Source organism: Flavobacterium sp. LHD-85 (assembly GCF_030929595.1).
In the GTDB taxonomy this organism is placed as follows: Bacteria; Bacteroidota; Bacteroidia; order Flavobacteriales; family Flavobacteriaceae; genus Flavobacterium.
Genome location: NZ_JAVFVR010000006.1, coordinates 252597 through 278321 on the forward strand (window position 1 = coordinate 252597; position 25725 = coordinate 278321).

The following is a 25725-nucleotide window of genomic DNA, read 5'->3' on the forward strand; positions in this document are numbered from 1 at the left end:
TTCTTTTTATATTTTATTTTATTGAAAATTCAATCGGACTGCTTTCCGTTTGGGTCTGACTCAAAGCAGTGAGCGCATAAACGTAGTTTTCCAAATCGGCATTTGGCACTTCTAGTTTTAGAGCCGTTGTCACATAATAAATAGTCGAAGGATTTGAGAAATCGGTTATTTTTCCTTTTGGAAATCTGTAAATCACATATTTTTTATCGTTTAAAGCTGCTTTCCAAGTTAAAACCGCTTTGTCGCCTTTTTTCGTAATTACTGCATTTGTTGGTGGTTCTGGTTTTAATCTGGTAATTCTGTTTGCTTCAGGTGTTAATGCAATGTACTTGTATGGCTTTTGTACGAGAACATTTCTTAATGTATCTCCTTTTTTAAAAAATGAGTTTGCTGTAAAATGCATCGAACCGTCGATTTGAGGCATTGTTCGAATCATTTCTATCTGTTTTACAATTTGATCCGGACTTCTCCATTCTGGTTCTTTTGCCGAAGTTGAAATTTTATAATCGCCATGGCCAACGTAAACATTTGCACCATATTTGTGTTCTGCCCACCATTTTGCCAAAACTTCAAAATTGGCTCTGTCAAAACCAATATGCCAGTATATTTGAGGCGTAACATAATCGATCCAGTTTTCTTTTTGCCATTTTAAGATATTAGCATACAAATCATCATAATTTGTTGCTCCTGCTCTTGTATTAGAACCTTGTGAATCTTTGGCAATATTTCTCCATACTCCAAAAGGTGAAATTCCGAATTCGACTTCTGGTTTATTGGCAATAATCGTATCTCTGATTTGTTTGATAATTAAATCAACATTGTCTCTTCTCCAATCGTCTTTGTCTTTAAACTGGCGTGGTTCTTTAGCGAAAGCTTTATCATCAGGAAACTCTTGTCCTTCAATTTTATACGGATAAAAATAATCATCCATATGAACAGCCTGAATATCATAATTTCGAACTATTTCCCCCACTACAGACGAAACGAAATCTCTTGTTTCTTTGTAACCCGGATTAAAATATCTTGATTTTCCGTATGTTAAAAATAATTCTGGTTTCTTAAAAAATAAATGTGTTTTAGTCAATACATCTTTTAAAGTATCTTTTTGTACGCGATATGGATTTAGCCAAACATGAACATTCATTCCTCTTTTTCCTGCTTCATCGATCATCATTTGCAACGGATCAAAACCTGGTGCAACGCCTTGAGTTCCGGTTATCCAATGCGATGCTGGTTCTTTTGTGGATTTATAATACGCATCGGCAGTTGGGCGAATTTGAAAAATTACGGTGTTTAAATTATTCGATCTTAGATTATCTAAAATCATAATCATTTCAGATTTCATCTGCTTGTCTGATAATCCCGGTTTTGATGGCCAGTCGATATTATCTACAGTCGAAATCCACGCTGCGCGCATTTCTCTTTTTGGAGATTGCTGACTGAAAATTTTGGTCTGAATCAGTAGTATTAGGATTAGTAATTTTAGACTTTTCATAAGGTTGTATTTTTGGTTAGCTAATTGTTGTTGAATATTTTAACCGCAAAGTTCGCTAAGATTTACGCAAGGTTCGCAAAGTTTTATTTTAATCTCGCAAAGGCTCGAAGTCGCAAAGTTTTTTTTTAAAGCCTTAATAATACTTTGCGACTTCGCGACTTTGCGAGCAAATTTTTATGTTAGAGAAAAAAAACTTAAAAAATTATTCCAGCAAAAATATCCCTCCTTCAATAAGTGATGCCCAAGCTTGTCCTTTGTCATCAAGTGTAAAGCCATTTATACTTGAACTTCCCAAATTAATTTGTTTAATGATTTCAAATTTTGTGGCATCAACAATTACAACTTCGCCTTTTCGGCTTCCTACGTATATTTTATTGTTTTTTTCTAATATTCCTGCAGGATTATGTTCATAACCCCATTTTAAATCCAGGACTTTGCTTTGGTTCACAAAACTTTCTTCGGTCAATTCAATATCATCATTAAGAGGAACTCTTACCAGTTCTCCCTCCATTGTTTTGCCATAAAACCATTTTCCGTCTTGGCTTTTCCCCATTGATTCTCTAATTTTCCATTTCTGAGTTCTTAAAAGGGTTTTACCTGTTTCAATATCCAAAACGGTTAAGAAACGCTGAGGCGTAACAAAATAAAGTCTGTTTTTTGATGCAACCATATTGACATTTCCAGCAGAATATAAAATTTGCTTATCATTGCCATTATTCCATTTCCAGATCAGTTTTCCTGTATTTTTATCCAAACAATACACATACGAATCCCAAACTCCAAAAATTATTTTATCTCCTTGTATCAATGGAATTCCTTGCGAATACGACATTGGTAAATTATTCTGCCAGATTACTTTTCCAGTTACAGCATCTGCACAAATAAACGCTGTAGAACTCGCGGTATACACTTTATTGTTTTCTGCAATTGGCGAACCTACTAAAACCCCGCCAACGGGAATAGTCCATTTTTGTTTTCCTGATTGTGTATCAAAACCTAATAAATTTCCTTCTATAGTACCAATAACTAAATTATTTTTTACAATTATTGGCGAAAAATAAATTGAATTGCCTGTTTCCGTTTTCCAATTTTGAGCTTTATTTTTAAGATTTATAGATTTTATCTCACCAATTGAATTCGTAAAATAAAGATTCTTTTTATCGAATGCAGGAAGCGAGTAAATAGAAGCAATATCTTTTATAAAAGGAGTTTGGAATGCAACACTATCTTTCGGAATTGTAATTTTTGATGGTTTTGATGGCACTGAAAATTTAAAAACTCCAGGTTTATCGATTTCTTTTTGATAGATACTGATGCTGTCTTTGCTGATAATTACTTGATTATAACTTTTTATTTTTCCGTCTAATGAAGTAATTGAAGTTCCCATTATGCCGCTCAAACCAGAGAAATTATATTTTCTTAAAGTATGCCCGTGGCCGCAAAAAGTAGCAACTGTTGGATATTTTTCTAAAACAGAAAGCACTTCTTTGTAATTGCTCACGCTGTTATCTAACGGATAATGAGCAAAATTCAGCACTTTTTTATTATTATTTTTAAGGTTTTCTTTTAAGGTTTTATCCAGCCAAAGTACATCTTCGTGTTTCACAAAGCCATCTCCCATTTTCATATAAGGTCCACACGGAAAGCCAATAAAAACATAATCACCTTTTGAAAACACAAACCGATCTTCGCCAAAAATCTTTTTATAAGTCAAACCGGCACTTTCGCTCCAGTTGGTTTCATGATTCCCGGAAATTACATAATATGGAATCTTTAATTGAGAAAGAATAGAATTCACTTGTTTTAGCTCATCATCAGCGCCACGATTGGTCAAATCTCCAGTTACAATTGCAAATTCAAAATCTGAATTATTGATTTCTTTTACGATATTCTGCAATAAAAAATCATTGTCGTTTCCCACTGAAACGTGCAAATCTGTTAGTTGTACAAATTTGATATTTTCTGATTTTCCTGTATTTTGAGAAAAACCAGATGCAATTATAAAAAGCAATAGTATTCTTGAAAAGATATGTTTCATAGCAATTTTATTATATTATATATTATTGTATACTTTATGTTAGACGCACTGCAGTGCGTCTCCACGATGCATCTTTGTAATTTTTTCTCATAGAGATTATTTCGGAGCAATTCGCATAATTTGTGACGAAAAAATCTTTTTAATCCTTTAATCTGTGGCTAAAAAAATACCTAACAGGTTTAGAAAACCTGTTAGGATAACCAACCAAAATTTATGTCTTGCCATAATCAACAAAATGGCAATACACTTAACCTTTACTGTGTTTTTTCGGCATCATTAAAATAATTGTAGAAAAACAGCAGTTGATATTTTAGGGAATTCTCCCAATATTTTAAATTATGCTCGCCTGGGCGTTCTATATAATCGTGATTTATTTTCAGATCCAGCATTTTTGCATGAAGCTCTCTATTTACTGTCATAAAGAAATCATCGACTCCGCAGTCAATAATCAGTTTTAATTTATTGTCTTTTACCAAGTCTAACATATTGGTAACGGTATTCTTATTCCAGTTTTTTGGGAATTCTGTAATTGAACCTAATCGTTTTTTAATATCCCAATTTTCAGGAAACGGACGAAAATCTACTCCTCCGCTCATGCTTCCTGCCGCGCCAAAGACATCTTGATGTTTGAATGACAGATACAAAGCACCATGTCCGCCCATGCTCAAACCCGAAATAGCTCTTGCTTTACGATCTGCAATTGTTTTGTACTGTTTGTCAATAAATGGAACCAATTCTTTTACAACATAAGTTTCATATTTAAAACTCGGATCTATCGGACTATCAAAATACCAGCTTGAATAATTCCCGTCTACACCAACCACAATAAAACCATATTGATCAACTTGTTTTCCTAGTTCTTTAAAATCTTTTGCCCAAGATCTATAATTTCCGCTGTAACCGTGAAGCAAATAAACAACTGGAAATGCTTTCTTGCTCTTTTTATAACTGTCTGGAACTACCACACAAGTTTTAATATTCTTCTGCATCGAAGGGCTAAAAACCTGCAAAGTGTCAACCTTAGCCGCTTTGGCTGCAAAAACAAAAAGCAGTAATAAGATTGAATAAATCGTTTTTTTCATAATTGATGTTTTTTAAAAAATAGTATTTCCGAAAAGTACAAGGAAAACACAAAAAATTATTTCAGACAATCTTTCAAAATAGTAACTGGATGCAAGGCTTTTCTACTAGTTCCATCAAAAATCTGATGGCGGCAACTGGTTCCTGCAGCTGCAATTTCGGTTGATGATTCTGTTGCTCTAATTTTCGGAAACAAAGTATCTTCTCCCATTTTCATACTGATTTCGTAATGTTCTTTTTCGTACCCAAATGAACCCGCCATTCCGCAACAACCCGAATTGTAAATCGTAACGGTATTATTTTTTGGAAGATTAAGCATCGCAAAAGAAGCTTCTACGCTACTCAATGATTTTTGATGGCAATGTCCATGAATTTTGATATTTTTTTCTTTTTCAGAAAATTGATCTGCGTGAATTTTTCCGTTTGCAATTTCTCTTTTGAAAAATTCTTCAACCGTAAAAGTATTTTTAGCTAATTTCTCCGCGCTTTCTTTATCTGAAACCAATCGGATATATTCGTCTCTGAAAGTCAATATTGCCGAAGGCTCAATTCCGATTAAAGGTGTGTTTTCAGAAATTATATTTTTAAAGGTATTGACATTTTTATTCGCAATTTCCTGCGCTTCTTCCAGAAAACCTTTTGAAATAAAAGCTCTTCCGCTTTCTTCATGATCGATTACAATTACTCTGTAACCTAATTCTGTTAAAAGTTCGTACGCATCAATTCCGACTGAAACATCATAATAATTGGTAAATTCATCGCAGAAGAGATAAACGCTGCCATTCTCAAAAGAGCTGTTTATGTTACGTTTTTTATTCTTTTCGTACCATTTTCTAAATGTCTTTGGAGCCAATAATGGCACTTGTCTTTCTGGCGCAATTCCCATTCTCTTTTTAACGAAAGAAAGATTGGATGCCCAATTGGTGATAGATGGCGCAATACTTCCCAATTCATTCAATTTCGAATTGAAAGCAAATATTTTATTTCGGAAAGAAAATCCGTTTGCTTTTTGGTATTGGTATAAAAATTCTGCTTTTAAGGTTGCCACATCCACATTACTCGGACATTCGCTCGCACAGGCTTTACAGCTTACGCATAATTCAAAAACCTTATATAATTCTTCGTGATCAAATTTATTTTCTTTTTCAGAATTCGTCAGATATTCTCTTAAAGCGTTGGCGCGAGCACGTGTGGTATCTTTTTCGTTTCTTGTCGCACGATAACTCGGACATAAAGTTCCACCCGCTGATGGCATTTTACGACAATCTCCCGAGCCGTTGCATTTTTCGGCAGCGCGCAAAACCCCTAAACTATCCGAGAAATCTTGAATCGTTTTTATTTCAGGCTCTATTCGTCCTGCTTCGAAACGAAGGTTTTCATCCATTTTCGAAGCATTTACGATTTTTCCAACGTTCAAAATCGTGTTCGGATCAAATGCTTTTTTTACTCTTTTCAGCAGTTCGTAGTTTTTATCGCCAATCATAAACGGCAAAAACTCTCCGCGCAGAATTCCATCGCCATGTTCACCGCTTAACGAACCTCTATATTTTTTCACCAAATGCGCTACTTCAGTAGATAAATTTCTAAACTGATGCAATCCTTCTTTTGTCTTCAAATTTATCTTGGGACGCAAATGCAGCTCTCCCGCTCCAGCATGCGCGTAATAAATCGCACTTTGCCCGTGTCTTTCCATCATCGCCGCAAAATCGGCAATGTAATTAGGAAGATCGCTCAACTCAACCGCAGTATCTTCAATAGAATCGGCTGCTTTATCGTCGCCCACAATACTTCCTAAAAGCCCAAGACCTGCTTTTCTTACTTCGTTTACTTTGTCGATATCGGTTCCGTAGATTTTTGGCAATGCATATCCGAAACCATTAATTTGAAGATCTTTAATCAAAGCATCGGCTTGAATTTCGACATCTTCCATACTAATGTGCGATCCAACTTCAAGCATAATAACTGCTTTTGGTTCGCCCACAATAAAAAATCGGTTTTTAGCCTGCTCTCTATTGGTTTTGGTACAGTCTAAAATTGTATCGTCCATCATTTCGCAGGTGTACAAATGATGTTTCATTGCAGTGACAACGGCTTCTAAACTTTCCTGAATGGTATGAAAATGCGCCACAACCATAATATTGTTTACTGGCGGCAAATCGTCTACTTTCAAAGTGATTTCTGTCGTAAATGCCAAAGTCCCTTCACTTCCGCAAAGGAGTTTTCCTAAATTGATAGTATCTTCAGTTCCCGAAAAAAGTTTTGATTTCAGAAGAATATCAATTGCATAACCTGTATTTCGCCTATGAATTTCTGGTTTTGGAAATTCTTTTAAGATTTCTTCCTGATTTTCTTTGTTCGAAAGTTCTTCGTAAATAGTCTTATAGATTTTGTTTTCTAAAGAATCCCCTTTTGTTTTCTCGATAAATTCTTCAGAAGTTAAATCTTTAAATACTGCGGTCGTTCCGTCACTCAAAACGGCTTTTATTTCTACAATTTTATCTCGAGTAACACCGTAACGAATTGAAGTTGTTCCCGATGAATTATTTCCGACCATTCCGCCAATCATGCATCTATTGGTTGTTGATGTAGTTGGTGCAAAAAAGAGTCCGTGCGGTTTTAAATATAAATTCAGTTCATCACGAATTACTCCAGGCTGAACGGTTATGGTTTTCTGTTTAGGATCAAAAGAAACAATTTTATTAAAATGTTTAGAAACATCGACAATGATTCCGCTTCCTATGGTCTGGCCTGCTAAAGATGTTCCTGCTGTTCGTGGTGTTATTGAAATTTTATTTTTTGAGGCAAAACGAATAATATTTACAATATCATTTTCTGATTTTGGAATCGCCACGGCAAGAGGCATAATTCTATAAGCAGAGGCATCTGTGGCGTATATTTTTTTATGAAGGTCATCATAAAAAAGAGTTCCTTCTAAGGAAGTTTCTAATTCTTGTAATTGGAGAGAATCGGACATTTAATTGGTTCTATTGCTTTTGGTTCTTTAATACATGTTTTATTTCTGCACTTCGCGAAAAGCTAATCAGTAAAAACAAAACATTCTAAATTTTATTAGAATTCAATATTTATTAAAGTTCCTTTTAAAAGCTTTGAACTTTTTTTCAAATGCAGACACAGAAATGCTAAGCAAATGAAAGAATGATTTTCATAAATATATCTGACTAATAAAATTAGTTTTAACAAATATAGATACAAAAAGCATACAAATACATTATTTTGCGTTTTTTAACATAACAAAATTACAATAACGCAACAAAACGCAAAAATTACATTGGATAAGTTTAAAATTATAAGATAAAGACTCCAGATTTCCTATATTCATCTAGTTTTTCATCTTCTGGATCTAATTCCGTTACAATCGTATCCAGTTGCGTAAGATCACATACACCATGAGGCATTTTGGTGTTTAATTTATTTGAAGCAAACATAGAAACCACTCTATCAGAAGCTTCTATCATTGCTTTTTTGACAATTGAAATTTCATAGCCTACTTCTGTAAGTCCTTGTTTTATATTAATGCTGCTGGCACCAATGAAACAAATATCGGCTTTAATTTTAGAAACTACCTGAATTACATCCATACCTATTGTTACCATTGCGTTTTTCTGCATTTTTCCGCCAATAAAAATCAAATCGATATTTGGATGCTGAGACAACTGCATGGCTATCGGTAAACTATACGTATATATTGTAGCTTTTAAATCGGCCGGAATTAACTTTGCAAAAACCAGATTAGTGCTTCCACCGCTCATTATAATAACCTGATCGTCATGAAGAAGAGACAATGCTTTTGTTACGATTTGCTTCTTCTGTTCTTCTGCAGCTATTGCAATATCAAAGACATTTGCAGACTTTTCTTTAACCTGCACCGCGCCGCCGTATACTTTCTCTAACAGCTTTTTGCTGTCCAATTCATTCAAATCTCTTCTTATGGTATCTTCAGACAAATCGAGAGCCAAAGCTAAATCTGTTGTAACAACTTTCTGGTCTTCAATAAGTTTAGTCATTATATATTTCTGTCTTTCAGCCTTCAGCATTTTTTTATAAAAGTTAAAATTCATCACAAATATATCAAATATTTCATTCCATATCAGAAAAGAGCTTAAAAACTGCAAAATAATGCACATGAAAGATTTTTTGAATAATTCAGATTCTAATTTTTTATTAAAACTTGCATTATTTTGCGGTTTTTAAATTATTTTTCGAAAAAAAACAATAAATAATGCATTTATATGCAATAAATAGATATATTTGCTCACAACAACCATAAAAAACCAGATTAATCATGAAAAAATTACTCTTTATTTCGGTGTTGTTTTTGTGCATTCAAGCAGCATTTGGACAAGCAAAAACGGTTACTGGAACTGTAAAAAACAAGAAGGATGGCTTTCCTCTTCCTGGAGTTAGTGTCCTTATTCAAGGAACATCAAATGGCACAACTACAGATTTTGATGGAAACTACAGCATTAGTGTTGCTCCTGGACGAAGCCTTAGCTTTAGCTACATGGGCTTTGAAACTGCAGTAGTGAAAGTTGAGGGACAACATAAAATCAACATTGATATGACAGAAAGCGCTGCAAAGTTAGATGAAGTAGTTGTAGTGGGATTCTCTTCGCAAAAGAAAGCTAATCTTACTGGTGCAGTTGCTAAAGTTGATGTTAAAAAAGCTTTAGGAAGCATTCCTGTTACAGATATTACAAAAGGTTTACAGGGAACTACTCCTGGACTTAATATTACTTACAATTCAGGTAGTATCGGTAAACAATCAAAAATTAATATTCGTGGAGCAGGAACTATTGTAAACGGAGAGGTTTCAGGATCGCCACTTATTTTAGTTGATGGTGTTCCAGGTGACCTTTCTTTATTAAATGCAGAAGATGTAGAATCGATGTCTGTTCTTAAAGATGCGGCCTCTGCTTCTATTTATGGTGCACGTGCTGCATTTGGAGTTATATTAGTTACCACTAAAAGCGGTAAAAATGCAAAAGGTAAAGTACGATTTGCTTATAGCGTAAATACTGGTATTAGCAACCCAATTTCTTTGGTTCAATTTAATGATCCTACAGTTGAGCTTCCTGCAATGATCGAGGCACAAGCTAGAGCGGGTAATGCCAATCCAGAGTCTTTTGGTATGAACTACAAAACATTATTGCCAGGTATTATTAACTGGAAAGAAAAATATGCTGCAACAAGAGATCCTAATAATAAAAACATGATTTTAGGAGAGGATTTTGACGTGATTGGCGGCAGAGAATATTTTTATAGAATCTGGAATCCGCATGACGAAATGCTAAAAAAGAATTCTATACAAACGCTTCATAATTTATCAGCTCAAGGTTCTTTGGGAGAAAAAAGTTCGTTTATTGTTTCGTTAGGTCTTGCTAATCAAGATGGTGTAATGAAAATTAATACAGAAACCAATCAAAGATTCAGTCTTAATATGGGTATGACTACTCAATTAACAAACTGGCTTACTGGAGATTTTAAAGTATTGGGAACTTTCCAAGAATATAATTCTCCTTTTAACTATTATAACAATGGTGTTGATACGGCTGGAAATGGATATTTTGGATACTACATGCGTTGGGGTTCTTATTTCCCTTACGGTACTTACAATGGCACCTATTTCAGACATGCGCCAGGTTATATGGCAAACGCATCTCAAAATGAGAATAAGTCAAATGATATGAGGATAAGCGGAAAACTTACTGCTCAAATTACAAAAGACTTTAATCTTATTGGAGAATACAGTATCAATACTAATTTTTCAAGCCTTAAAATGAATGGTGGTCAAGTGCCACTTTGGGACTGGTGGACAAGTGCTGCTGACTTAGTTGCGGGCAAACCGACATCTATGGAAACTGCAAACGATTTTGTTGCACAAGCCAAAACATCTTACACTAGAAATGTAGCCAATGTTTATGCAAATTATACTAAAACATTGGGTGAAAACCATAACTTTAAAGCATTAGGAGGTTTAAACACGGAGTGGTACGATCAAGAAAGAACTTATGCTCGTAGAAATACACTTTTAGACAAAAGCAAACCAGAGTTTAATCTAGCTATTGGTGATCAATTTACCGCGCCTCTTGTGGCTAATGATATCTTAAATCCAGGTTTATCAAGATATGCCATTGCTGGATTCTTTGCACGTGTAAATTATGACTACAAAGGAAAATATCTTTTGGAAGTAAACGGACGTTATGACGGTTCGTCAAAATTCCCTACAGATGAGCAATGGGGATTCTTCCCTTCTGCTTCTGTTGGATACAGAATTTCGGAAGAAGCTTTCATGGAAGGTACAAAAAGCTGGTTAAATGATTTGAAAATTAGAGGATCTGTTGGTTCAATTGGAAATCAGAATATTGCTAACAATGCCTTTTTACCTGTTATGACTAATGTTACTACTAATCCTAACCCTTATTGGATAGGAAGTGGCACAACCATTCCTCCTACTGTGAATCAGCCATCAAATGTTGATCCTAATTTAACTTGGGAAAAAGTAACTACTCAAGATATTGGTATCGATATTCGTATCTTTAATATGCTTGGATTAACTTTTGACTATTATCAAAGAGACACCAAAGGAATGTTGGCTCCAGGTAAAACACTTCCAGGCTCATTTGGTCAGGCTGCAGCTAATACAAACTCAGGAAATTTAAGAACAAAAGGTTGGGAGCTTGCGCTTAACTTTAACAAACAAATAAACCAAAACATTAGTGTTTATGCAGATCTTACCCTTTCAGACAATACTACTGAAGTAACAGAATGGAACAACTCTGCTAAACTGATCTCAACTTCATCTTTTTACGCAGGTCAAAAATTGGGTGAAATCTGGGGATTAGAAACAGACCGTTTGATTCAAACTACAGATCAAATTGATGCAACTGGATTAATCGTAAATGGTGTTGATTATAAAAATATTAGAACAGGTGCTTTTAAATTTGGCGCTGGAGATGTAATGTATAAAGATTTAGATGGCGATGGCGTAATCTCAAGAGGTGATGGAACAGCTCTTAAACCGGGAGATTTAAAAGTTATTGGTAATACAACTCCTCGTTACCAATATGGAATTCGTTTAGGAAGTGCTTTATACGGATTTGACATTGATGCCTTCTTTCAAGGAGTTGGTAAACGTGAATACTGGGCGACTTCTGATTTAGTATTACCATTCTACAATAGAACAGATGCTATGTATGTAAACCAGAATGATTACTGGACATCAGAAAACACAGATGCTTATTTCCCTAATCCGTACCCTAACCATGCTGGAAACGCTTTTGGAACTTATGCGCCTGGATCTAACAACTTTGTGGCACAGTCACGTTATTTATTAGACATGTCTTATTTACGTTTAAAGTCAGTAACGATTGGATATACTTTTCCTAAAAGCATTACTGAAAAAATCGGAATCGATAAAATTAGACCGTACGTTTCTGGCTTAAACTTAGCGACTTGGAAAAGCAGTAAATTGCCAGTAGATCCTGAGATTAATGAAACTGAAGCGGCATGGGGAAGAACTTTCCCTTATTCTAAAACGATATCATTTGGTATTCAACTTGCTTTCTAAAAAAGGTATTTAAAAATTAAAAAATTAATCAAAATGAGAAAATATATAACAAACTCTAGGATAAAACTAACAGTTGCCTTGTTTGCTATTGCAAGTGTAACAGTTAGCTGTTCAGATTTTTTGGACACACCACCTGAAGATGTTTTTACAGATGACAATTTTTGGACTTCAGAAAATAACGTAAAAACATTCTCTTGGTTGAACTACAATACCTTTAATGGTTATGGAAATAATGCAGGTACTACAGCTGACTTCTACTTCCATGCAGGAACAGGGTTAATAGATGACAACCTAGCTAATAACGTTTTTACAAACTTTCCAACGGCTCCAAATGCAACTAATGCAAACTGGAACGAATACTACACTTTGGTTCGTCGTTGCAATCTTATGCTAGTAAGAGTACCTAATGTACCAATGGATCAGACAAAGAAAAATCATTACATAGGTGTTGCTAAATTCTTTAGAGCGCATACTTATTTCCGTTTAGCACAGCAGTTTGGCGATGTTCCTTATACAAATGAATATTTAGCTCAAAGTGATGCTAACGTATATAAGCCAGCTTTATCAAGAGCAGAAGTTGTTGATAATGTAATTAAAGATTTGGAAGAAGCAATTCCGATGTTATTAAACGTTGACGACAGCAATGTCACTGTAAATAAATATACTGCTTATGCATTATTAAGCCGCGTTTGTTTAAGTGAAGGAACTTACAGAAAATACAATGGAGAGCAAAATGGAAATGCTTATCTTCAGAAAGCAAAAGAAGCTTCTTTAGCAGTAATGAACAATAGTTTGTACAAATTAAACGCAGACTGGAAATCACTTTATAATTCTGTCGAATTATTAGGAAATGCTGAAGTAATCTTGACAAAGAGATATATCAAAGGTGTTTTAGGAAATTCTGTACAAGCCTATACAAATACCTCTACTGTTCAAAACGGATTGACAAAATTTGCTGCACAAAGTTATGTAACTACCAATGGACTGCCAATCAAACAAGCTGGCAATACTCAATATTTAGGAGATAACACTATTGCAAATACCTTTGCCAACAGAGATCCTCGATTTGCTAAAGCATTTAGCAATGTAGATTATGCTTATTCTGATAAACCTTATACTGGTTTGACATCTATTACTGGTTATGTGTTCCAGTTATATAACAATCCTGCTACAACAGGTACAGAGGTTTCAACAATTGGCCAAAATCAAATTGACGCCCCAGTTTTCACACTAAGTGAAGTTTATTTAAACTATGCTGAAGCTTGTGCAGAATTAGGAGCTATCACTACTGCAGATCTTAATTTATCTATTAATAAAGTTCGTACACGTGCAGGAATTGCTACTTTGACGACAGATGGCACAAATGCTAGTGTTGGAGGAGTACAAATAGATGATCCACAAAGAACAGCAGCATTAGAACAAATTTCAGGAATTGTTAATCCAATTATATGGGAGATTCGTCGTGAGCGCAGAATCGAGTTCATGAGCTGGACTACCATGAGAAAAGAAGATCTGATGCGTTGGAAAAAAGGAGATTACCTAGACACAAATGCTAATCCTGATGTTGCTTTAGGAGCTAAAATAGTAGCTCTAATAGGAACTAATTCTAAAACAAAAGTAAACGCAGAAGGATACGTAATTCCTTATGCTGCTGGTGTGTCAAGATTATTTGTATCTCCAAAAAATTACTTGAGTGCAATTCCAACAAATGACATCAATTTATACGCTGCAGAAGGTGTAGAATTAAAACAAAATCCAGGCTGGTAATTCGGTAAAAACTGAAAAACCGCATCTAATACAACTGCCTCCGACGTGAGACTTTTCGGAGGCAGTATTTTAAAATACTCTTTTTTAGACACATTGTGACCGATAAAAGGTCAAATAGAAAAATTAATCCTGATTCATGCAGGTTATATCTTGTTAGTTTTTAGATTCCCCAAATCTGCCTAAAACATTCATATACTCCGATAAAATCTTAATTTTATTAGTCCATTTTGTCTCTAACTAATAACTGTATTAAAATGATAAAATTTATAGCAAAAAGTGCTTTTGTTACAGCATTTCTGTTTCATGCTACGTCACATTCAGCAGCCATTCAGCCAAATAAAACTATTATTTCGGCAGAAATCAATAATGCTGCTATAAAAACGGGAGCTGACAATTACGAAAAATATCTTCCCCTATTAAAAGATAAAAAAGTCGGAATTGTAACCAACCAGACTGGAATTTTATCCAACAAAACCCATGTGGTTGATTTTCTATTGGAGAAAAAAATTACTGTTCAGACTATTTTTGCTCCCGAGCACGGATTTAGAGGAACAGCCGATGCCGGTGAACATATCGTTGACGGAAAAGATCCGAAAACAGGCTTGCCGATTATTTCGCTTTATGGCGATAACAAAAAACCAAAACCAGCGCAGTTATCTGGAATTGATGTCATGATTTTTGACCTACAAGATGTAGGAGCACGATTCTATACCTACATTTCTTCTTTACATTATGTAATGGAAGCTTGTGCAGAAAATAACGTTCCGCTTATTGTTTTGGATCGTCCGAATCCGAATGGCTCTATTGTTGACGGGCCACTTTTAGAAAAAGAATTTACCAGTTTTGTCGGCATGCACCCAATTCCGCTCCTACACGGAATGACAATTGGGGAATATGCTCAAATGGTAAACGGAGAAAAATGGCTAAAAGATGGCGCTCAATGTAAACTAAGCGTAATTCCTTGTGTAGATTATAAAAGAACAATGCCATACAGTTTATTGGTAAAGCCATCTCCAAATTTACCAAATGACCAGTCTATAAATTTATACGCAAGTCTATGTCTTTTTGAAGGAACAAATGTGAGTATGGGACGCGGAACTGAAAAACAATTTCAAATCTACGGTTCTCCATATTTAACCAAAACTAATTTCAGTTTTACTCCGAAACCAAATTTTGGCGCAAAAGATCCTTTATACAATGGAAAAGAATGTTTTGGTGAAGATTTGACCGCTTACCCTAAATTGAAACAATTAGAATTGAAATGGCTTATTAAAGCTTATCAGAATACGAGCGATAAAACAAAATTCTTCAATGCATTTTTTACCAAATTGGCTGGAACAAAAAAATTACAGCAACAAATTGAAAATGGTGTTTCTGAAAGTGAGATCAGAAAAACATGGCAGAAAGATCTAGAAGCTTTCAAAAAAATGCGAACAAAATATCTGATTTATAAATAAAATTTCTAATTCAGTTCTCTTAGACTTAATTTTTTAAACACTAGAAACATAGACTTTGATAGACTTACAAAAAGCGTTTCATTAGCATAAACACACACATATATATTGCTATGTGCAGAAATGTATTTCTCTTTGGTTGAATTTTTAAAGATTGGTTACCTTTTTAAACAAAATCAAAACCTGTGTTTCTATGTTTTAAAATTAAATTCCATTCTAGATAAAAATATCAAACTATTAATGTAAAGTAGTGAAACCTGAAATTCGAAGAATTGCGGTTTCGAAAATCAAAAAAAAAGAAAAATGAAAAATAAAAATCCTGAAACTGAACAAGAATCTTTGTACAAAGACTTGGATCAAATGAGCGTGAAAGAACTTCTTACAAACATTAATACAGAAGACAAAAAAGTTCCGCATATTATTGAAGAGCAAATTCCTAAAATAGAAAAACTGGTTAAAGCCATTGTAAAAAAAATGCAGCTGGGCGGAAGATTATTTTATATAGGAGCTGGAACTTCTGGCAGAATCGGAATTTTAGATGCATCAGAATGCCCACCAACTTTCGGTGTTCCGCATGATATGATTATCGGAATTATTGCAGGTGGAGATACAGCCATTAGAAAAGCAGTTGAAAATGCAGAAGATGATACAGAACAAGCATGGAAAGATTTGGCTAAGTTTGAAATTTCTAGTTTAGATATGATTATCGGAATTGCAGCTTCTGGAAATACACCTTACGTTTTAGGAGCGCTTAAAAAAGCCAAAGAACATAACATCAAAACAGGAAGTATTTCTTGCATCAGCAATGGGCTTATTGCTCAAGAAGCCGATTATCCGATTGAATTAATTGTAGGTCCTGAGTTCTTAACAGGAAGCACGAGAATGAAAGCAGGAACAGCTCAAAAACTTACTTTAAATATGATTTCTACTTCGGTAATGATCAAACTAGGAAAAGTAAAAGGCAACAAAATGGTCGACATGCAGCTGTCTAACGAAAAACTGGTAAAACGTGCTATCAAAATGATAATGGAAGAACTTGATTTAGAATATGAGGCAGCCGACGAATTATTGCAAAAACATAAAAGTGTACGAGCTGTTTTATTGGCGCACACCAAAAATCAGGAAAACTAAAAACCTCACTATCAAAATCTTTTTATAGATTTATACAAATTCAAAAACTGGATAAATTCATTTTTTGGAATTTTTAACACCGACCTGACAGGTTTGTTAAACCTGTTAGGTCTAATTAAGAAACAGCTTCTCATTTATATTTAACACATAGAAACATAAATTTTTGTGTCAAAAAAAGAAAATAAAAGAAACTAGTTTCCACACATAGTGCAACCTATGTTAACTTAAATTAGTGAAACGCCTTTTTAAAAATTTTGAAAAAAAACTATGTTTCTATGTGTTAAAATAATTGCAGCCAATAGCTTTAAATAATTAATAAAAACCAAAAATCACCAAAACTATAAAATGACACCAAGTACCATCCTTCTCCTTATTATCATTTATTTCGGAACATTATTCTATATATCGCACAGAGTCAGCAGAAAAGACAGCGGAAATGAGGCTTTTTTTACTGCCAATAAAAATTCAAAATGGTATTTAGTAGCTTTCGGAATGATTGGAACGGCTCTTTCTGGAGTAACCTTTATTTCTGTTCCCGGAGAAGTTGGCGCACCAAGTGGTGAACAATTTAAATATTTTCAATTTGTTTTAGGAAATGCCCTTGGATTTATCGTCATTACAAAGCTTTTACTGCCTTTATATTATCGAATGAATTTGACTTCGATTTATGGATATATCGAGCAAAGAATGGGCTTTTTCAGTTATAAAACAGCGGCTTCAATTTTCTTAATTAGCCGAACTATCAGCTCAGCGTTCAGATTGTATTTGGTGGTAATCGTTTTACAGCGTTTTGTCTTCGATTTTTATCATATTCCTTTTGCATTTACCGTTCTAATTTCGTTGCTCCTTATCTTCTCTTACACGTACAGAGGCGGATTAAAAACGATTATTATTACAGATACTTTGCAGACATTCTTTTTGGTAACTTCTGTTTTCCTTACGATTTATTTTATTTGCGACCGAATGGATTTAAGTGCAATAACCGCATTTGAAGAAGTAAAAAACAGCAACTACTCTAAGATTTTTTTCTTTGATGATTTTATGGGAAGCAAGTTCCATTTTGTAAAACAAATTCTGGGCGGAATGTTCGTAACCATTGCCATGACAGGTTTGGATCAAGATTTAATGCAAAAGAACTTGAGTTGTAAAAACATTGGCGAAGCACAAAAAAACATGTTCACTTTTACAGGAATATTTGTTGTAATCAATATATTCTTTTTGAGTGTTGGAGCGCTTTTATACATCTATGCAAATAAAAACGGAATTGCTGTTCCTACTGATTTAATTACAGGAAAACCAAGAACCGATTTACTTTTCCCTGAAATTGCTTTAAATCACTTAGCGCTAATTCCTGCAATTGTATTCTTATTGGGAATTATTGCTGCCACTTTTGCAACCACAGATTCTGCCCTAACAGCCTTAACAACTTCTTTCTGTGTTGACTTTTTAGGTATGGACAAAGCAGAAAACAGCCATAAAAAAAACACCGTAAAAATTAGACATTTAGTACATATCAGTTTCTCTATTTTAATCTTTTTCATCATCCTTATTTTCAATTCAATCAATGACAGTTCGGTAGTTGGAATGATCTTTAAGGTTGCTTCGTACACTTACGGTCCATTATTAGGATTATACGCTTTTGGTTTATTCCAAAAATCACGACATGTAAACGACAAACTGGTTCCGTTTATCTGTTTGCTTTCTCCATTATTCACGTATTTCATCAATGAATATTCTAAAGTTTTATTTGCAGGATATGTTTTTGATAATGAATTAATTATACTAAACGGATTAATTACTTATTTAGGATTATTTATTACCAGTTCACGCAGTGAAAAAGAAATAAGTTTCTAATTCAGCTTAATACTATTGATGAGTCAATTTGAATCTAATGCTCTTAAACTCAAATTGATTTTTAAAAAAAATTATATGAAAAATTCATTCATAAAAATCAGTTTATACGCCGCTTTTATATTTTTAATTACCAATTGCGCATCCAAAAAAAATAATGGTGCAGCAGATGCTAAAAAGGATATCCCTTTAAAAGACACTGTTGTTTACGTACCAAAAAACACTTCAGATAAAAAAACTTTTTTTAAAGATTCTGATCAAGAAACAGCTTGGGTTGACAGCATTTACAATAAAATGACCGTACAGGAAAAAATCGGGCAATTGTTTATGGTTTCTGCCTATTCCAATAAAGATTCTGTACACGTTAATCAGATCAGTAAATTGATTGAAGATTATAAAATAGGAAACGTTATTTTCTTTCAGGGCGGACCAGTTCGTCAGGCGAAATTAACCAACTTATATCAGTCAAAAGCAAAAGTTCCTTTGATGATCGGAATCGATGCTGAATGGGGATTAGCTATGCGATTGGACTCAACTTATCGTTATCCTTGGAATATGACCTTGGGCGCCATTAAAGATTTAAGTTTAATTGAAAATGTGGGGAAAAATATGGCAGCCGAAAACAAACGAATCGGCGTTCATTTCAACTTCGCTCCTGTTTTGGATATTAACACCAATCCGAAAAATCCAATTATCGGAAACCGTTCTTTTGGCGAAGATAAAGTCAATGTAACCGAAAAAGCCCTTGCTTTAATGAAAGGAATACAAGGAAATGGCGTTTTCTGTACCGGAAAACACTTTCCTGGACATGGCGATACTTCAACCGATTCGCATCATGCCTTGCCTACCGTTAATTTTTCTAAAGAACGTATGGAATTAGTCGAACTATATCCGTACAAAAAATTATTCGACGAAGGTTTGGCTTCTGTAATGGTGGCGCACCTTAATATCCCAAGTTTAGAATCACAGCCAAACTGTCCATCTTCGGCTTCTTATAATGTGGTTACCAATCTGCTTCAAAAAGAATTAGGTTTCAACGGATTGATTTTTACAGATGGTTTGGCGATGAAAGGCGCGGCCAATTTTAAAGGCCCTGGAGATTTGGAAATCGCAGTTCTTTTAGCAGGAAATGATATTTTATTGTGTCCTGAAAATGTTCCAGTTGCTTTTCAGAAATTAGAAGAGGCTTACAATACGCAAGTAATTACGGAAGAACGATTGGCACATTCTGTTAAAAAAATTCTTCATTTTAAATACAAAGCAGGATTAAATAAATACAAGCCGATTGATTTAAATAATTTATATAATGATTTAAATCCGTCGCAAAATGATGCTTTGCATTATAAACTGTATGAAAATGCCATTACGGTTTTAAAAAACGAAAAAGAAATTCTTCCAATAAAAGATTTAAGCGAAAAAATTGCCTACATAAAACTGGGTGAAGATATCAACAGCTCTTTTATTTCTACGCTGAAAAAATATACCGAAATCACAGAAGTTAAAGACACTAATCTTGACAGTCTGAATAAAGAATTGAGAAAATTTGACAAGGTTATTATCAGTTACCACAAAGTAAATAAAGCTTGGGAAAAACAAGAATTTACCCTGCAAGAAATGCTTTGGTTGAAAGAAATTGCAAAACACAACAATGTAATTTTAGACATTTTTGCAAAACCATATTCTTTATTATCAGTAAACAATTTTGATGATATTGAAGGATTGGTAGTTTCCTATCAAAACTCAGATATCAGTCAGGTTGTTTCGGCAGGATTGCTTTTTGGTGCTGTTGAAGCCAAAGGAAAATTGCCTGTTTCTATAAATGATGCTTTCCATGTGAATGATGGTTTGACTACCGAAAAACTAAATCGTCTGGCTTTTACAGCTCCAGAAAATGTAAATATGAATCCAGCGATTTTATCTAAAATAGATGCTGTAGCACAAAAAGCAATTGACGGAAAAATGGCTCCAGGAATGCAGGTTTTGGTGGCTAGAAAAGGAAATGTTATTTTTCAGAAATCGTATGGAGCGCAAACTTACGATAACGGAAAAAAAGTCGCAGATACCGATTTATACGATGTGGCTTCAATTTCAAAAATGATTTCGACATTGCCAAATGTGATGCAATTGTACGATAAAAATAAAATAGAGCTAGATACTAAACTGAAAGACATGCTGCCGTTTTTTGCTAAAACCAACAAAGAAAACATCACTTTCAAAGATCTATTAAATCATTACGCAGGACTTCAGGCATGGATTCCGTTTTACAAAGCAACTTTAGACAGCAATAATCAGCCTTCTGAAAAATATTATCGTAAAGTAGCTGAAACTGGTTTTACAACAAAAGTTGCTGAGAACCTTTACATTCGAAACGATTATCATGATACCATTATGAAAATCATTGCCGAAAGTCCTGTAGCACTAAAAAAAGAATACAAATACAGCGACTTTACTTTTATCATTTTAAAAGAATATTTAGAAAGAAAAACACATAAAAAACTAGAAGATCTAAGCAAAGAAAATTTCTACAGCACATTAGGAATGACTAATACGCTTTACAATCCTTTAGATAAATTCGACAAAAGCAATATCGCTCCAACCGAAATTGATAATTATTTCAGACATCAGATAATTCAAGGTTATGTGCACGATATGGCCGCAGCAATGGAAGGCGGAGTTGCAGGTCATGCAGGAATTTTTTCTAATGCAATGGATGTAGCCAAAATGATGCAGCTTTATCTGCAAAAAGGAAATTACGGTGGCATTCAATATTTTTCTCCACAAACTTTCGATGCTTTTAATACTTGTTATTACAAAAATCAAGGTGTCCTGAGAGGTTTAGGATTTGATAAAAGAGTACACAAAGGCGGACCAACCTGCGATTGTGTTTCTGAAGCAAGTTTTGGTCACACAGGTTTTACAGGCAACATGGCGTGGGCAGATCCAGAAACCGAAATTGTGTATGTGTTCCTATCCAACAGAACCTATCCAGAAGTAGTGAATGACGAAAACAAATTAGCCAAAGGAAAAATCAGAGAAGAAATTCAACAAATAATTCAAGATGCAATTATCAAATAAATTCCAAATTCCAAACTAAAAGAGCATAAAAAATCTTTCCTCTTGCTTCTTTCTTCTTTAAAAAAAAATCTAACTATCTAAAATATAAACCCAATGACAAAAGAACGTTTAACTTCACTCGATGTCTTTAGAGGATTTACCATCCTTTTAATGACGATTGTCAATAATCCGGGAAGCTGGTCATCTATTTATCCGCCCCTAGAACACGCCGAATGGCATGGTTGTACGCCTACTGATCTAGTTTTCCCGTTTTTTGTTTTTATAATGGGAACTGCAATTCCGTTTGCAATGCCTGTAAAACATTTTGACGGAAGTGTTTTCAATAAAATCTTAGTTCGCTCGCTTCGAATTTTCTGTTTAGGATTATTTTTAAGCGTTTTCAGCAGAATCCATTTATTTGGCTTGGAAGGAATTCCGTTATTAGGATTAAGATTGATAATTGCTTTTGCAGTTGCTTACGCGCTTTTAGGAAACTTCTCAATGAAAGTCAAAACCATTCTTGCCGTTGGTGTATTTCTAATTCTTATTTCTCTATCATTTAGCAGACTTGAACATTTTGAAGACACGAGAATCCCAGGCGTTTTGCAGCGAATTGCGATTGTGTATTTCTTTACTTCAATATTGTATTTAAAGACTAATTTAAAAACACAACTTTTAGTTTTAGCCACTCTTTTAATTGGATATTGGCTTGTAATGGCTTTTGTTCCCGTTCCTGGATTTGGTCCTGCCAATTTCGACAAAGGAACCAATCTTGCCGCTTGGATAGACGATACACTTCTAAACGGACATTTATGGGCATCGTCTAAAACTTGGGATCCAGAAGGAATCTTAAGTACTTTGCCAGCCATTGGAACCGGAATTTTAGGAATGTACATTGGTCAGTTATTAAATTTATCGGTTGATAAAATGGAAATCGTAAAAAAGACCGCCATTGCGGGAACTGCTTTAGTAATTGGAGGTTTAATTTGGAACATCTTCTTCCCTATTAACAAATCGCTTTGGACAAGTTCTTATGTTTTATACACAGCCGGAATTGCAACAATATGTCTAACGCTTTTGTATTATATAATTGATATTAAAGGGCATAAAAAATGGACAAAATTATTCCTGATTTGGGGTGTAAACCCAATGATTGTATTTTTCTTTTCTGGAATAATTCCGAGGGTTTTAAGCGGTATAAAAGTAGCCGATCCTGAAAAAGCTGGAGAAGAAATTGGACTTCAAGCATATATTTATAACCACGGAATTGTTCCTTGTTTTGAAAACCCACTAAATGCATCACTCGCTTATGCTTTATCTTATGCTGTTTTCTGGTCGTTTATCTTATGGATTTTCTACAAAAAGAAACTGATTTTTAAAGTGTAAGTCAGTTAGATAATATTTCATCCGGACTTAATAGTTTGATTTGGTCATCGTTCTAGCACTTCTGTAAAGATCACTTTTCTTTTTTCTAAAAATTTTAAGAAAAGCAGTATCTTGCCGTACTAATAAAAAGTGTTAGTTTATAAATTATGGATAGTCCGGTTGAAATTCCTTTTAAAAGCTTTATTCAGCTTAAACCAGAAGAAAGCACTGCTATTTATCTGCAGCTCGTTTTTGAATTTATCAAAGCCATACAAACAGGTTTTCTTCCCGAAGGCACCAAACTTCCCGGTACCAGAATTTTATGTAAAGTACTTTCTGTTAACCGAAACACTTTAATCAAAGCCTTTCAGGATTTAGAATCACAAGGCTGGATTGAAACACTTCCGAACAAAGGAACTTTTATTTTATCTCAGCAAAAACAAAAAAACAAAGCTGAATTTACCGTCTCTAAAGAGCAAAATGTATCTCAAGATAATATTGGTTTTGGTTTTCAGCGTTCAACTATTCTTGAAAGTCCAATTGAAGTCAGTAACCTTCCGTATCAGTTTAATGACGGAATGCCGGATTTACGATTGGTTCAAACCGATGTTTTGGCCAGATTATATGTTTCGAAATTAAAAAGAAGAAAAACATCTAAAACCTACGAACAGATAGAACTGCGTTCGCATTCGAATTTTAAAACTCATTTTTCTAATTATCTGAATCTTACGCGAGGAATTCGTATTTCAACTTCAAATCTTCTTACGGCAAGCAGTCACGAAATTGCTTTGTATCTGGTTACAAAGGTACTTATTACTCCAGGCGATAAAGTCATCGTAGCTTCGCCGGGATATTATATGTCAAACATGACATTGACTAATACGGGAGCGCAGATTATTTCTATTCCCGTAAATGAAGACGGAATTGATACTAAACGCTTAAAAGAAATCTGCGAAACAACCAAAATCAGGGTTTTATACTTAACATCCAATTATCATTATCCGACCACTATTTCGCTTAGCGCTAAAAAAAGAATTGAAGTTCTGGAATTGGCCAATCAATACGGATTTGTGATTCTAGAAGACGATTACGATTTTGAGTTTCATTACGATAATAATCCTGTTTTGCCTTTGGCTGCTTTTGATTCCAACCAAAAAGTGGTTTATATCGGTTCTTTCGGAAGATCATTACCATCTGGATTCAGTTATGGTTTTGTGGCCGCTCCTGCCGAATTTATCAAAGAACTAGAAAAGCATCAAAACATTCTTGAACCTAGAATTGACGTTATAAAAGAACAAGTTTTAACCGAATGGATTACCGAAGGCGAAGTGCATCGTCTTTCTAAAAAAAATAAAAAAATCTATAAAGAACGACGCGATCATTTTGTTGCGATTCTTAATGAAAAACTAAAAGGCAAAATCAAATTTAAGATTCCGCCAAGAGGATTGGCAATTTGGGTCGAATGGCTGGATCATTTTAATCTGGTGCAATTTCAAAAAGAATGTTCCAAACAGGGTTTATTTCTGCCAAAGACCATTTTATACCAAACCAAAAACCTCACCGCTACACGTTTAGGATTCGGAAATTTGGAAAAAGAAGAAATGGAAAAAGCGATTGCTATTTTGAGTGAATGTCTTGCCATTATCACACAATAATAAACACTTTAAATTACTGACAATTATATAAATTGTAAATTTAATCCTATAACAGAAAAAAGGGCTGTTGAAAGTAACTTTGAAATAGAGTTTTTATTCAAAAAAGACTTATTGAATTTTTATGTGATTACTGATCTTCTATTGTTATGGAACATCAAAATAGTATGGGTAAAGAAGCTACCAATTTCGCCACTCAGTACACTTATTTCAGGGGTTATCAGTGGTGTAATTGGCATATTCAGCTGGATTATTCGATTTAAAAGCAGCCAAGTATCAACCCCCAATTGACTTTAACGGTTGCGATATTCAGCTGTTCTTTACCCATATTTTTTGCAAAAAAAAAGACCTCAACAAATGAGATCTTTTAATTGGAAATACTATTTTCTTACCAGCCTTTTACCGCTCCGCCTTTAAATTCCTGCTCGGCTGCTTTCTCCACTTCTGGAGATTGAAAAGCTTGTAAAAACTGTTTCACTTTTTCTTCGTTTTTATTGTCTTCACGGCTTACCACCAAATTTACGTAAGGCGAGTCTTTATCTTCAATAAACAAAGCATCACGAGAAGGAACCAATCCAGCTGCAGAAGCAAAAGTATTGTTGATAATAGCGATAGAAACATTCTCATCGTCTAAAGCTCTTGGCAATTGAGGCGCTTCCAATTCTAAGATTTTTAAGTTTTTAGGATTGCCAACAATGTCTGTTACTTTTGGCAATAAACCAACGCCATCTTTCAACTTCAATAATCCGTTTTTCTGTAAAAGCAATAAAGAACGTCCTCCGTTTGTTGGATCATTTGGAATAATAATCGTGCTTTCATTTTTTAATTCAGAAAGGCTTTTTATTTTTTTAGAATAACCAGCAATAGGATACACAAATGTATTCCCGATAATGGCCAATTTGTAGCCTCTTTGTTTCGATTGTTCATCCAAGTATGGCTTGTGCTGAAAAGCATTCGCATCAATATCTCCTTGGCTTAAAGCTTCGTTTGGAATAACATAATCGTTGAAAGAAACCAATTCAACTTCCAATCCGAATTTTTCTTTGGCTACTTTTTTAGCCGCTTCTGCCACTTTCAATTCTGGTCCTGATGCCACTCCCACTTTTATAAAATGAGGATCGTTATTTTTACTTTTTCCGCAATTGGATAAAACAAGCACCAAAGCCAAAACCCCAGCTATTTTTAAAATATTTCTTTTCATAATAATTATATCTTTTTTAAATTTTAAACTTCAAACATTTGACTTTTGA

14 protein-coding genes are annotated in these 25725 nt (G+C 34.3%); 8 read left to right on the forward strand and 6 right to left on the reverse strand.

The window, feature by feature from the left end:
- Positions 1-13: 13 nt before the first annotated feature.
- The 5 genes from RB618_RS12755 to RB618_RS12775 all read right to left on the reverse strand — a co-directional run bounded on the left by RB618_RS12755 (position 14) and on the right by RB618_RS12775 (position 8692).
- Positions 14-1495: a family 10 glycosylhydrolase gene (locus RB618_RS12755; protein WP_308069070.1), complete on the reverse strand. Its 1482-nt coding sequence runs from the start codon at positions 1493-1495 to the stop codon at positions 14-16.
- A gap of 202 nt (positions 1496-1697) precedes the next feature.
- Positions 1698-3533 carry a PQQ-binding-like beta-propeller repeat protein gene (locus RB618_RS12760; protein WP_308069071.1) on the reverse strand — a complete coding sequence of 612 codons (1836 nt, stop codon included), beginning with the start codon at positions 3531-3533 and terminating at the stop codon, positions 1698-1700.
- 254 nt (positions 3534-3787) lie between these two features.
- Positions 3788-4615, reverse strand: a complete 828-nt coding sequence (locus RB618_RS12765) for an alpha/beta hydrolase family protein (RefSeq protein WP_308069072.1) — start codon at positions 4613-4615, stop codon at positions 3788-3790.
- Positions 4616-4671: 56 nt separating this feature from the next.
- Positions 4672-7587, reverse strand: coding sequence for an FAD-linked oxidase C-terminal domain-containing protein (locus tag RB618_RS12770; RefSeq protein ID WP_308069073.1), 2916 nt, complete (start codon positions 7585-7587; stop codon positions 4672-4674).
- A gap of 331 nt (positions 7588-7918) precedes the next feature.
- Positions 7919-8692 (reverse strand): DeoR/GlpR family DNA-binding transcription regulator, encoded by a 774-nt coding sequence (locus tag RB618_RS12775; RefSeq protein WP_308069074.1) that lies wholly within the window; start codon positions 8690-8692, stop codon positions 7919-7921.
- Positions 8693-8916: 224 nt separating this feature from the next.
- On the opposite strand from RB618_RS12775, the gene RB618_RS12780 reads away from it, so the two are divergent.
- The 8 genes from RB618_RS12780 to RB618_RS12815 all read left to right on the forward strand — a co-directional run bounded on the left by RB618_RS12780 (position 8917) and on the right by RB618_RS12815 (position 24478).
- Entirely contained in the window at positions 8917-12201 is a 3285-nt protein-coding gene (locus tag RB618_RS12780) for a TonB-dependent receptor (RefSeq protein WP_308069075.1), read from the forward strand.
- A gap of 33 nt (positions 12202-12234) precedes the next feature.
- On the forward strand, positions 12235-13968 hold the full coding sequence (locus tag RB618_RS12785) for a RagB/SusD family nutrient uptake outer membrane protein (RefSeq protein WP_308069076.1): 1734 nt from the start codon (positions 12235-12237) through the stop codon (positions 13966-13968).
- 254 nt (positions 13969-14222) lie between these two features.
- Positions 14223-15425: a DUF1343 domain-containing protein gene (locus tag RB618_RS12790; RefSeq protein ID WP_308069077.1), complete on the forward strand. Its 1203-nt coding sequence runs from the start codon at positions 14223-14225 to the stop codon at positions 15423-15425.
- A 300-nt stretch (positions 15426-15725) separates the two neighbouring features.
- A complete protein-coding gene (gene murQ / locus RB618_RS12795; protein WP_281633445.1) occupies positions 15726-16553 on the forward strand; it encodes an N-acetylmuramic acid 6-phosphate etherase in 828 nt (275 codons plus the stop codon).
- A 345-nt stretch (positions 16554-16898) separates the two neighbouring features.
- Positions 16899-18407 carry a sodium:solute symporter gene (locus tag RB618_RS12800; protein WP_308069078.1) on the forward strand — a complete coding sequence of 503 codons (1509 nt, stop codon included), beginning with the start codon at positions 16899-16901 and terminating at the stop codon, positions 18405-18407.
- A gap of 75 nt (positions 18408-18482) precedes the next feature.
- The gene (locus RB618_RS12805; protein ID WP_308069079.1) at positions 18483-21479 is read left to right on the forward strand and encodes a glycoside hydrolase family 3 N-terminal domain-containing protein; all 2997 of its coding nucleotides are present in this window, start codon (positions 18483-18485) and stop codon (positions 21477-21479) included.
- 93 nt (positions 21480-21572) lie between these two features.
- Positions 21573-22844: a DUF5009 domain-containing protein gene (locus RB618_RS12810; protein WP_308069080.1), complete on the forward strand. Its 1272-nt coding sequence runs from the start codon at positions 21573-21575 to the stop codon at positions 22842-22844.
- Positions 22845-22990: 146 nt separating this feature from the next.
- Positions 22991-24478 carry a PLP-dependent aminotransferase family protein gene (locus tag RB618_RS12815; protein ID WP_308069081.1) on the forward strand — a complete coding sequence of 496 codons (1488 nt, stop codon included), beginning with the start codon at positions 22991-22993 and terminating at the stop codon, positions 24476-24478.
- Between the two features lie 385 nt (positions 24479-24863).
- Here RB618_RS12815 and metQ read toward each other — a convergent pair whose 3' ends face one another.
- A complete protein-coding gene (gene metQ / locus RB618_RS12820; protein ID WP_308069082.1) occupies positions 24864-25676 on the reverse strand; it encodes a methionine ABC transporter substrate-binding lipoprotein MetQ in 813 nt (270 codons plus the stop codon).
- Positions 25677-25725 lie beyond the last annotated feature (49 nt).